Origin of the sequence: Enterobacter cloacae complex sp. IR5418, assembly GCF_049238105.1 — a bacterium.
Taxonomy (GTDB): Bacteria; Pseudomonadota; Gammaproteobacteria; order Enterobacterales; family Enterobacteriaceae; genus Enterobacter; species Enterobacter hormaechei.
Genome location: NZ_JBMKHS010000007.1, coordinates 63,483 through 75,313, shown reverse-complemented (window position 1 = coordinate 75,313; position 11,831 = coordinate 63,483). Strand labels below are relative to the sequence as shown.

General features: G+C 55.8%; 11 protein-coding genes. 8 read left to right on the top strand and 3 right to left on the bottom strand.

Translation table 11 applies throughout. The features are described 5' to 3' along the window. Positions 1-21: 21 nt before the first annotated feature. The 8 genes from rbfA to mtr all read left to right on the top strand — a co-directional run bounded on the left by rbfA (position 22) and on the right by mtr (position 8,636). Entirely contained in the window at positions 22-426 is a 405-nt protein-coding gene (gene rbfA / locus ACOTX7_RS07990) for a 30S ribosome-binding factor RbfA (RefSeq protein WP_003861793.1), read from the top strand. Next, complete coding sequence (gene truB, locus ACOTX7_RS07985; protein ID WP_006812116.1) at positions 426-1,376, top strand: tRNA pseudouridine(55) synthase TruB; 951 nt, start codon at positions 426-428, stop codon at positions 1,374-1,376. Before rbfA ends, truB begins: the two co-directional genes overlap by 1 nt. Positions 1,377-1,530: 154 nt before the next feature. Then, positions 1,531-1,800, top strand: a complete 270-nt coding sequence (rpsO, locus tag ACOTX7_RS07980; protein WP_003861789.1) for a 30S ribosomal protein S15 — start codon at positions 1,531-1,533, stop codon at positions 1,798-1,800. A gap of 242 nt (positions 1,801-2,042) precedes the next feature. After that, entirely contained in the window at positions 2,043-4,181 is a 2,139-nt protein-coding gene (pnp, locus tag ACOTX7_RS07975) for a polyribonucleotide nucleotidyltransferase (protein WP_003861786.1), read from the top strand. Between the two features lie 110 nt (positions 4,182-4,291). Beyond that, positions 4,292-5,176, top strand: a complete 885-nt coding sequence (gene nlpI, locus ACOTX7_RS07970) for a lipoprotein NlpI (protein WP_221256513.1) — start codon at positions 4,292-4,294, stop codon at positions 5,174-5,176. Between the two features lie 107 nt (positions 5,177-5,283). Beyond that, a complete protein-coding gene (gene yrbN, locus ACOTX7_RS07965) occupies positions 5,284-5,364 on the top strand; it encodes a protein YrbN (RefSeq protein WP_097397692.1) in 81 nt (26 codons plus the stop codon). Then, positions 5,357-7,249 carry a DEAD/DEAH family ATP-dependent RNA helicase gene (locus tag ACOTX7_RS07960; RefSeq protein ID WP_205924453.1) on the top strand — a complete coding sequence of 631 codons (1,893 nt, stop codon included), beginning with the start codon at positions 5,357-5,359 and terminating at the stop codon, positions 7,247-7,249. The genes yrbN and ACOTX7_RS07960 overlap by 8 nt, the downstream gene beginning before the upstream one ends. Positions 7,250-7,391: 142 nt before the next feature. Continuing rightward, positions 7,392-8,636: a tryptophan permease gene (mtr, locus tag ACOTX7_RS07955; RefSeq protein WP_006812114.1), complete on the top strand. Its 1,245-nt coding sequence runs from the start codon at positions 7,392-7,394 to the stop codon at positions 8,634-8,636. 99 nt (positions 8,637-8,735) lie between these two features. Here the strand turns inward: mtr and ACOTX7_RS07950 are convergent, their stop codons facing one another. From ACOTX7_RS07950 to ubiU, 3 genes are all read right to left on the bottom strand, one after another. Continuing rightward, positions 8,736-9,743, bottom strand: a complete 1,008-nt coding sequence (locus ACOTX7_RS07950; RefSeq protein ID WP_221256511.1) for a luciferase-like monooxygenase — start codon at positions 9,741-9,743, stop codon at positions 8,736-8,738. Between the two features lie 78 nt (positions 9,744-9,821). After that, the gene (locus ACOTX7_RS07945) at positions 9,822-10,700 is read right to left on the bottom strand and encodes a U32 family peptidase (RefSeq protein ID WP_205921374.1); all 879 of its coding nucleotides are present in this window, start codon (positions 10,698-10,700) and stop codon (positions 9,822-9,824) included. Positions 10,701-10,707: 7 nt separating this feature from the next. After that, on the bottom strand, positions 10,708-11,703 hold the full coding sequence (ubiU, locus tag ACOTX7_RS07940) for a ubiquinone anaerobic biosynthesis protein UbiU (RefSeq protein WP_003861773.1): 996 nt from the start codon (positions 11,701-11,703) through the stop codon (positions 10,708-10,710). Positions 11,704-11,831: the final 128 nt, after the last annotated feature.

Sequence of the window (11,831 nt, the reverse complement as noted above, 5' to 3'; positions counted from 1 at the left end):
TTTTTGTCTGGAGAATTTATTATGGCGAAAGAATTTGGTCGCCCACAGCGCGTCGCGCAGGAGATGCAGAAAGAGATCGCACTCATTCTGCAACGTGAAATCAAAGATCCACGCGTGGGTATGATGACCACCGTGTCTGGCGTGGAAATGTCCCGCGACCTGGCGTACGCCAAAGTGTTTGTGACTTTCCTGAATGATCAGGATGAAGACGCAGTGAAGAACGGCATTAAAGCGTTGCAGGAAGCCTCTGGTTTCATCCGCTCTCTGCTTGGCAAAGCGATGCGCCTGCGTATCGTGCCGGAACTGACCTTCTTCTACGACAACTCGCTGGTTGAAGGTATGCGTATGTCCAACCTGGTGACCAGCGTGGTGAAACATGACGATGAGCGTCGTGTTAACCCGGCGGACGACAGCAAGGAGGACTGATGAGTCGTCCTCGTCGTCGCGGTCGTGACGTGCATGGCGTGCTGTTGCTGGATAAACCGCAGGGTGCATCCAGCAACGACGTGCTGCAAAAAGTGAAGCGTATTTATAACGCCAACCGTGCAGGGCACACTGGCGCGCTGGATCCGCTGGCAACCGGCATGCTGCCGATCTGCCTGGGGGAAGCGACAAAGTTTTCCCAGTACCTGCTGGATTCCGATAAGCGCTACCGCGTGATTGCCAAACTGGGCCAGCGCACGGATACCTCCGATGCAGATGGTCAGGTCGTGGAAGAGCGCCCGGTGACCTTCAGCGCAGAGCAACTTGATGCGGCACTGGACAGTTTCCGTGGTGATACGCTTCAGGTGCCGTCGATGTATTCGGCGCTGAAATATCAGGGCAAGAAGCTCTACGAATATGCGCGTCAGGGCATTGACGTTCCGCGCGAAGCTCGTCCGATTACCGTGTATGAGCTGCTGTTCATCCGCCACGAAGGTGATGAACTGGAGCTGGAAGTGCACTGTTCGAAAGGGACCTACATTCGTACCATCATTGATGACCTCGGTGAAAAGCTGGGCTGCGGCGCGCATGTGATTTATCTGCGTCGTCTGGCGGTCAGCAAATATCCGGTCGAACGCATGGTGACGCTCGAGCATCTGCACGCGCTGGTTGAACAGGCGCAAGCGCAGGGAATGGCGCCAGCCGATCTGCTGGACCCGCTGCTAATGCCGATGGACAGTCCGGCAGCAGATTTCCCGGTTGTTAATCTTCCTTTAACATCGTCCGTTTACTTTAAGAACGGGAACCCGGTTCGTACAACGGGGGCGCCGCTTGAGGGCCTGGTACGTGTGACAGAAGGTGAAGAAGGGAAATTCATCGGGATGGGCGAAATGGACGGAGAAGGGCGCGTGGCGCCGCGTCGTCTGGTCGTCGAATATCCGCTCGAAGCATGACGGTGATAACGCCTCACCTTGCGATAAGCAGGGGAGACGAGTAGAATATCGCCGCTTAACGCCTGGTAAATTGTTTAACAATCTGCGGGGCGTACATGGGATAGCTGAATTAGAGATCGGCATCCTTACATTCTTTATACTTTGGAGTTTGAAAATGTCTCTAAGCGTTGAAGCTAAAGCTAAAATCGTTTCTGAGTTTGGTCGTGGTACTAACGACAGCGGTTCTACCGAAGTTCAGGTTGCACTGCTGACTGCACAGATTAACCACCTGCAAGGTCACTTTGCAGAGCACAAAAAAGATCACCACAGCCGTCGTGGTCTGCTGCGTATGGTTTCTCAGCGTCGTAAACTGCTCGACTACCTGAAGCGTAAAGATGTTGCACGCTACACCGCGCTGATCGAGCGTCTGGGTCTGCGTCGCTAAGTCTTGCGAGTTTCAGAAAAGGGGGCCTGATGGCCCCTTTTTTCAACCAGACGGCAGCAATTCAATGGAAACTATTGTATTGTTGCTATAAATGATCTTCATTGCAGAGGTTCGCGCGGCTAATGAGAGGCTTCACCCATGGGGGTGTCGGTTGTCATTAGTCGCGAGGATGCGAAGAAGGTCGGGTTAAATCGTCAGCACACCTGAGGTGTGCTTTCAAACATTTAAGAAAGGACAGAATTTTGCTGAATCCGATCGTTCGTAAATTCCAGTATGGTCAGCATACCGTCACGCTGGAAACCGGCATGATGGCGCGTCAGGCTACTGCTGCCGTAATGGTAAGCATGGATGACACTGCTGTATTCGTTACCGTAGTTGGCCAGAAAAAAGCTAAACCAGGTCAGGACTTCTTCCCGCTGACCGTTAACTACCAGGAGCGTACCTACGCTGCCGGTAAAATCCCGGGTGGCTTCTTCCGTCGTGAAGGCCGTCCAAGCGAAGGCGAAACCCTGATCGCGCGTCTGATTGACCGCCCGGTTCGTCCGCTGTTCCCGGAAGGCTTCGTCAATGAAGTACAGGTTATCGCAACCGTTGTTTCCGTTAACCCACAGGTTAACCCGGACATCGTCGCGATGATCGGTGCGTCTGCTGCCCTGTCACTGTCTGGTATTCCATTCAATGGCCCAATCGGTGCTGCGCGCGTTGGTTACATCAACGATCAGTACGTGCTGAACCCAACTCAGGAAGAGCTGAAAGAGAGTAAGCTGGACCTGGTTGTTGCCGGTACTGAAGCCGCGGTGCTGATGGTTGAATCCGAAGCTGAACTGCTGAGCGAAGACCAGATGCTGGGCGCTGTGGTATTTGGCCACGACCAGCAGCAGGTTGTTATCCAGAACATCAACGACCTGGTGAAAGAAGCCGGTAAACCACGTTGGGACTGGCAGCCAGAAGCGGCCAACGACGCGCTGAACGCACGTGTTGCTGCCCTGGCAGAATCTCGTCTGAGCGACGCATACCGCATCACCGACAAACAGGAGCGCTATGCTCAGGTTGATGTGATCAAATCTGAAGTGACCGCGACCCTGGTTGCCGAAGACGAAACGCTGGACGCTAACGAAATTGGCGAAATCCTGCACGCCATCGAGAAAAACGTTGTTCGTAGCCGCGTACTGGCAGGCGAGCCGCGTATCGACGGCCGTGAAAAAGACATGATCCGTGGTCTGGACGTGCGTACCGGCGTACTGCCACGTACACACGGTTCTGCGCTGTTCACCCGTGGTGAAACGCAGGCGCTGGTAACCGCGACCCTGGGTACTGCACGTGACGCACAGATCATCGACGAACTGATGGGCGAGCGCACTGACAGCTTCCTGTTCCACTATAACTTCCCTCCGTACTCTGTGGGCGAAACCGGTATGGTTGGCTCACCGAAGCGTCGTGAAATTGGTCACGGTCGTCTGGCGAAGCGCGGCGTGCTGGCAGTGATGCCAGAAGCAGACAAATTCCCGTACACCGTACGTGTTGTGTCTGAAATCACTGAATCCAACGGTTCTTCTTCCATGGCTTCCGTGTGTGGTGCCTCTCTGGCGCTGATGGATGCAGGCGTGCCAATCAAAGCCGCCGTTGCGGGTATCGCAATGGGTCTGGTGAAAGAAGGCGACAACTACGTTGTTCTGTCTGACATTCTGGGTGACGAAGACCACCTGGGCGATATGGACTTCAAAGTGGCGGGTTCCCGCGACGGTATCTCTGCCTTGCAGATGGATATCAAAATTGAAGGTATCACCAAAGAGATCATGCAGGTTGCTCTGAACCAGGCTAAAGGTGCGCGTCTGCACATCCTGGGCGTGATGGAACAGGCTATCAACGCACCACGCGGTGATATCTCTGAATTCGCTCCGCGTATTCACACCATCAAGATCAATCCAGACAAGATCAAAGATGTCATCGGTAAGGGCGGTTCTGTTATCCGTGCGCTGACCGAAGAAACGGGCACCACCATCGAAATCGAAGATGACGGTACTGTGAAAATCGCAGCAACCGACGGCGAGAAGGCGAAATACGCTATCCGTCGTATCGAAGAGATCACGGCAGAGATCGAAGTGGGCCGTATCTACAATGGTAAAGTGACCCGTATCGTTGACTTTGGTGCGTTCGTTGCCATCGGTGGCGGTAAAGAAGGTCTGGTACACATCTCTCAGATCGCTGACAAGCGTGTTGAGAAAGTGACCGATTACCTGCAAATGGGTCAGGAAGTACCGGTGAAAGTTCTGGAAGTTGACCGCCAGGGCCGTATCCGTCTGAGCATTAAAGAAGCAACCGAGCAGTCTCAGCCTGCTGCGGCGCCGGAAGCTCCGGCTGCTGAACAGCAGGGCGAGTAAGGTTGCCATTTGCCCTCCGCACTGGCGGAGGGCTTATTATCAGGCAGGACGCCTTGTTAAGCCGCCGGGGGACAGGACGTTCATCCAATAGTTGTCTTCGGGAGTGGGAAATGAAGCCTTTTTTGCGCTGGTGTTTCGTTGCGACAGCTTTAACGCTGGCAGGATGCAGCAACTCTGCCTGGCGTAAGAGCGAAGCCCTCGCAGTGCCATTGCAACCGACTTTGCAGCAGGAAGTCATTCTGGCACGCATGGAACAAATACTTGCCAGTCGGGCTTTAACCGATGACGAACGCGCACAGCTTTTATATGAGCGCGGAGTGTTGTATGATAGTCTCGGTCTGAGGGCATTAGCGCGAAATGATTTTTCACAAGCGCTGGCGATTCGACCTGATATGCCTGAAGTATTCAATTACTTAGGCATTTATTTAACGCAGGCAGGCAATTTTGATGCTGCCTATGAAGCGTTTGATTCTGTACTTGAGCTTGATCCAACTTACAACTACGCGCACTTGAATCGCGGTATCGCATTGTATTACGGCGGTCGTGATAAGTTAGCGCAAGATGATCTGCTGGCGTTTTATCAAGACGATCCTAATGATCCTTTCCGCAGCCTGTGGCTTTACATCGTTGAGCAGAAGCTCGATGAGAAGCAGGCCAAAGAAGCACTGAAACAGCGCTTCGAGAAATCGGACAAGGAACAGTGGGGATGGAACATTGTCGAGTTCTACCTGGGCAACATTAGCGAAGCAACGCTGATGGAACGCCTCAAGGCGGACGCAACGGATAACACCTCGCTCGCTGAGCATCTCAGTGAAACCAACTTCTATTTAGGTAAGTACTACCTAAGTCTGGGGGATATGGACAGCGCTACGGCACTGTTCAAATTAGCGGTTGCTAACAACGTACATAACTTCGTTGAGCACCGTTATGCATTGTTGGAATTATCGCTCTTGGGCCAGGAGCAAGACGACCTGGCAGAATCGGACCAGCAATAGCTGACGACATAAACATCAGCCCGTAATCTTTTGATTGCCATCACCTTCACTGGTGAGGGCGTTGTTGTTCGTCAATACACCTAATTTGAGCCGGTTCACACTTTTCAATGAAAATTGCTAATCATTTTCACGATGAGCTAAGTAGACTGGCCGCCATTAATATCGAGGCACTTGTACTACATGGCTGAATTCGAAACCACTTTTGCAGATCTGGGCCTGAAGGCTCCTATCCTTGAAGCCCTTAACGATCTGGGTTACGAAAAACCATCTCCGATCCAGGCTGAGTGTATCCCACACCTGCTTTCTGGTCGTGACGTGCTGGGCATGGCCCAGACTGGTAGCGGTAAAACCGCAGCATTCTCGCTGCCGCTGCTGAACAACATTGATCCGGACCTGCGTGCACCGCAGATCCTTGTCCTGGCTCCAACCCGTGAACTGGCTGTTCAGGTTGCTGAAGCCATGACGGAATTCTCTAAACATATGCGCGGCGTAAACGTGGTAGCCCTGTACGGCGGCCAGCGTTATGACGTGCAGTTACGCGCCCTGCGCCAGGGCCCACAGATTGTTGTCGGTACGCCGGGCCGTCTGCTGGATCACCTGAAGCGCGGTACCCTGGACCTCTCTAAACTGAGCGGCCTGGTACTGGACGAAGCCGATGAAATGCTGCGTATGGGCTTCATCGAAGACGTTGAAACCATCATGGCGCAGATCCCGGAAGGTCATCAGACCGCTCTGTTCTCTGCAACCATGCCAGAAGCGATCCGTCGCATTACCCGCCGCTTCATGAAAGAGCCGCAGGAAGTGCGCATTCAGTCCAGCGTCACTACTCGCCCGGACATCAGCCAGAGCTACTGGTCTGTGTACGGCATGCGCAAAAACGAAGCGCTGGTGCGTTTCCTGGAAGCGGAAGATTTTGATGCGGCGATTATCTTCGTTCGTACCAAGAACGCGACCCTGGAAGTGGCTGAAGCCCTGGAGCGTAGCGGCTACAACAGCGCCGCGCTGAACGGCGACATGAACCAGGCTCTGCGTGAGCAGACGCTGGAGCGTCTGAAAGACGGTCGTCTGGATATCCTTATTGCAACTGACGTGGCAGCACGTGGCCTGGACGTTGAGCGTATCAGCCTGGTTGTTAACTATGATATCCCAATGGATTCCGAGTCTTACGTTCACCGTATCGGCCGTACCGGTCGTGCGGGTCGTGCGGGTCGTGCGCTGCTGTTCGTTGAGAACCGCGAGCGTCGTCTGCTGCGTAACATCGAACGCACCATGAAGCTGACCATTCCAGAAGCTGAACTGCCAAACGCAGAACTGCTGGGCAAACGCCGCCTGGAAAAATTCGCCGCGAAAGTACAGCAGCAGCTGGAAAGCAGCGATCTGGATCAGTACCGTGCGCTGCTGTCGCAGATCCAGCCTGTCGCTGAAGGCGAAGAGCTGGACATGGAAACCCTGGCCGCAGCACTGCTGAAAATGGCCCAGGGCGAACGTAGCCTGATCGTGCCACCTGATGCACCGATGCGTCCTAAGCGTGAGTTCCGTGACCGTGACGATCGTTTCGAACGTCGTGGCGACCGTAACGACCGTGGTCCACGTGGTGACCGTCCAGAGCGTGGTGGTGAAGACCGTCCACGTCGTGAGCGTCGTGACGCGGGCGACATGGAACTGTATCGCATTGAAGTGGGCCGTGATGATGGTGTTGAAGTTCGTCACATCGTTGGCGCGATCGCGAACGAAGGCGACATCAGCAGCCGTTACATTGGTAACATCAAGCTTTTCGGTTCCCACTCCACCATCGAGCTGCCAAAAGGCATGCCGGGCGAAGTACTGCAACACTTTACTCGCACCCGCATCCTGAACAAGCCGATGAACATGCAGCTGCTGGGCGATGCACAGCCACGTCCTGACCGTGGCGGCGAACGTCGTGGCGGTGGTCGCGGTTTCGGTGGTGAGCGTCGTGAAGGCGGTCGTAGCGAAGGCCGCGGTGAACCCCGTCGTTTCTCCGGTGAGCGCCGCGAAAACCGTGGTCCACGCCGTGAAGAAGGCACCAGCCGTCGTCGTTTCGGTGACGCGTAAGCCTTTCGATTCTGACGTAAAGTAAAATATACAGCCCCGATAGTTGCTATCGGGGCTTTTTTTATTCCTTTTGTACTCCTGTACTGGTACAGTGCAACACACTAAAATACAGAACCACATTTTTCACTGGAGATCAGGCCGCATGGCAACACTAACCACCACCCAAACGTCACCATCGCTGCTTGGCGGCGTGGTGATCATCGGCGGAACCATCATTGGTGCCGGGATGTTTTCCCTGCCTGTGGTCATGTCCGGTGCGTGGTTCTTCTGGTCACTGGCGGCGCTGGTTTTTACCTGGTTTTGCATGCTCCATTCGGGGCTGATGATCCTTGAGGCCAACCTCAACTACCGCATCGGCTCCAGCTTCGACACCATCACCCGGGATCTGCTGGGCAAAGGCTGGAACCTGGTGAATGGGCTGTCCATCGCGTTTGTGCTCTATATCCTGACCTACGCGTACATTTCTGCGAGCGGGTCGATTCTGCACCACACCTTCTCCGAGATGTCGCTGAACGTTCCGGCGCGTCTGGCGGGACTCTGCTTTGCGCTGGGCGTGGCGTTTATCGTCTGGATGAGTACCAAAGCGGTGAGCCGCATGACGGCCATCGTGCTGGGCGCAAAGGTCATTACTTTCTTCCTGACCTTCGGCAGCCTGCTGGGGCACGTCACGCCAGCCACGCTGTTTAACGTTGCCGAAGTGAACACCTCCTATACGCCGTACCTGCTGATGACGCTGCCATTCTGTCTGGCGTCGTTTGGCTACCACGGCAACGTGCCGAGCCTGATGAAGTACTACGGCAAAGATCCGCGCACCATCGTGAAATGCCTGGTTTACGGCACGCTGCTGGCGCTGGGGCTGTATGTGATCTGGCTGCTGGGGACGATGGGCAACATCCCTCGTCCGGAATTTATCGGCATTGCGCAGAAGGGCGGTAACATCGACGTGCTGGTGCAGGCCCTGAGTGGCGTGCTGAACAGCCGCAGCCTGGATCTGCTGCTGGTGGTCTTCTCGAACTTTGCCGTGGCGAGCTCATTCCTCGGTGTGACGCTGGGCCTGTTTGACTACCTGGCGGATCTGTTTGGTTTTGATGACTCTGCGATGGGGCGCTTCAAAACGGCGCTGTTGACCTTCCTGCCACCAATCGTGGGCGGTCTGTTGTGGCCGAACGGCTTCCTGTACGCCATCGGCTATGCAGGACTGGCGGCCACCATCTGGGCGGCGATTGTGCCAGCGCTGCTGGCGCGCAAATCACGTAAGCGCTTCGGCAGTCCGAAATTCCGCGTCTGGGGCGGCAAGCCGATGATTGCGCTGATTCTGGTATTTGGTATCGGCAACGCCGTGGTGCACGTGCTGTCGAGTTTTAATCTGTTGCCTGTGTATCAGTAAATCGTGCGGTCTGAACCCCTCACCCCGGCCCTCTCCCACAGGGAGGGGGAGAAAAGAATGTAGGCCCGGTAAGCGTAGCGCCACCGGGCGAAACAATGGCTACCCCACCAACTCCTCTTTCACCTGCATCGCCAAATCAAACGAATGCAGACGCGCCTGGTGATCGAAAATCTGGCCGTTGACCATAATCTCATCCGCCTGCGTTTCACGCAGCACCGCCTCCAGCCCGTGACGCACTTTCGCCTTATCACCCACCAGCGACATGCTCAGCGCCTGCTGCACGCCATACTGCTCGGAGGTCGACCACAGCTGATGCATATTCTCTACCGGCGGCGGAAGCTGGCCTGTCTCGCCGCGACGCAGCTTCACAAACGCCTGCTGCATGGAGGTAAACAGGAATTCCGCGTCGCGGTTGCTGTCAGCGGCAATGATATTGATACACACCATCGCATACGGCTTCTCCAGACGTTCAGACGGTTTGAAGTGCGTGCGATAAAGATGCAGTGCCTGATGCAGCATATCCGGCGCGAAGTGGGAAGCGAACGCGAACGGCAGCCCCAGCTGGGCGGCGAGCTGGGCGCTGTACAGGCTTGAACCTAACAGCCATACCGGGATCTTTTCCCCGTAGCCCGGCACAGGACGCACGTGCGGGTTCGGATCCCGCGCGTCAAACCAGTCCACCAGTTCTGCGACATCGCGTGGGAAGTTATCGATATCGCCGCTCATATGACGGCGCAGGGCGCGCATGGTCGGCTGGTCGCTGCCCGGCGCGCGGCCAAGGCCTAAATCAATACGCCCCGGATAGAGGGTATTCAGCGTCCCGAACTGCTCGGCAATCACCAGCGGGGCGTGATTCGGCAGCATCACGCCGCCAGAGCCGAGGTGCAGAGTAGTGGTATTCGCCGCCAGATAGCCAATCAGCACCGAGGTGGCGGCACTGGCGATGCCCACCATGTTATGGTGCTCTGCCAGCCAGTACCGGTGATAGCCACGCTTTTCGGCAAGTTGAGCAAGATCGAGAGAGTGCGTAAAGGCCTCTCTGGCCGAGGAGCCTTGCGGGATCGGCGCCAGATCCAGCACCGAAAATGGAATGGTTTTGTCAGTCATAACAGCTCACTTTGTCGACGGTCAATCTTTAATACTGCATTAAAAAATGATAACCGTTGTTAACAAAGTGAGCTTTTTTTACGCCTGCAATTCCAGCCCGGCGAGACGTCGCCAGTAACCGTTGCAGTCGCTGTTCGCCGTCAGCGGCAGCGGCGAGGTGCCGTTTTCGTTGGCGCGAAAGGCGTCCAGCATCGCGAACACGCCGGTATCAAGCGGCGAAAGACGCACCATATCCACCAGCCCGTGCATTGACGCCAGTTCGTTGCCGAGGTTATAGACGTAACCGCTCATGGTCTGAATGCCGTTGAGGACAAACACCTGCTGGTTCTCCTGCGACAGCATACTGCGTCCGTTCGGGTACTTAATGCAGCAGGTTTCACACTCATCTTTCGGACGATCTTCGGAACGCGCGGTAAAGCAGCGGGCGGAGTAGGCCAGCGGCAGATGGCCGTAGCTCAACACTTCCACTTCAAACTGATTGCGAATACCCAGTTCGTCACACTGATTCAGCAGGTTGGCCAGCCAGTCGCGGGAGAGTTCCACCGGCATGCACCAGCGCGTCATCCCCTGTTTAAGCAACAGGCGCAGGGTCACCGCGTTATAGCAGTTCAGCGCATGTCCGGCGACAAACGGTAGCTTACGCTCGGCGCACAGGTTCACCACGCCCAGGTCGCTCGCCTCCAGCAGAAACTCACCGTTTTCGACGTAGCGCTTCAGCTCGCCCAGCTCAGAGGACGCCTGCACCAGCGCCAGCGTCGAGAGCACAACCTGTTTGCCGCTCCCGGCCAGACTTTTCGCCATATCCAGCCAGTCGCCCACTTTGGTAGCGCGGCGTTTGCTGCACACCGCTTCGCCGAGGTAAATCACATCGGCGCTGCTGGTGGCGGCCTGCTGGTAAAAATCTTCCAGCGTCTCTTTTGACCAGTAGTAGAGCACCGGCCCTAACGAATATTTCATGATGATCTCACTGCCATTTACGGTGATACGCGCCAAGCGTGGTTTGGGTACCTTCGGACATCGCGCCGAGCGTCTCCATCCAGGCCGCTTGCGGGGCGTAGTTTTGCGGGTCCGCCATGCAGCGGTCGATGGCCTGACGCCAGACCTTCGCCACCTGGCTCACGTAGGCCGGGCTGCGCTGGCGGCCTTCGATTTTCACCGAGGCAATATTGGCGGCCAGCAGTTCCGGCAGCAATTCCAGCGTGTTGAGGCTGGTAGGCTCCTCCAGCGCGTGGTAGCGCTCGCCGTCTACCAGATAGCGGCCTTTGCACAGCGTCGGGTAGCCCGCGTTTTCACCGTCCTGATAGCGGTCAATTAACACGTCATTCAGGCGCGACTCCAGTCCCTGCGGCGTTTGCTGCCAGCGAACGAAGCGGGCAGGCGAGCAGGCACCGACGGTATTGGGCGATTCCCCGGTGAGATATGAAGAAAGATAGCAGCGGCCTTCGGCCATGATGCACAGGCTGCCGAAGGCAAAAACCTCCAGCGGCACTGGCGTGACGCGCGCCAGTTGCTTAACCTGATGAATAGAGAGCACGCGCGGCAGCACCACGCGGGCTACGTCAAAGTGTCGATGATAAAAACGCACGGCCTCTTCATTGGTGGCCGATGCCTGAACAGAGACGTGGCGCTCAATATGCGGATAACGTTCTGCCGCATACTCAAGCATGGCGAGGTCGGCCAGGATCAGCGCATCGGCGCCCAGCTGGGCCGCCATATCCACGGCGCGCTGCCAGCGGGCATAGCCATCAGGATGGGCAAAGGTATTGATGGCAATGTGCAGTTTGCGCCGGTGCTGGTGAACGAAGTTAACGGCTTCCTGAAGCTTTTTCTCCGTAAAGTTAAGACCCGCAAAATGGCGGGCGTTGGTATCATCCTTCAGCCCGATATAGACCGCATCGGCCCCATTTTCGATGGCCGCCTTAAGCGCCGGAAGGTTTCCGGCAGGGCAGAGCAGCTCCATAATTTATCCCGATGTTGTCGATCGCAGGGATCGTAAAAAATGTTAACGAGCTGGGATTTTAATTAACCCATACGCGACAATTTTTGATTTAAGGCAGCTAATGGCGTATTGATGGCACCAATAATGAG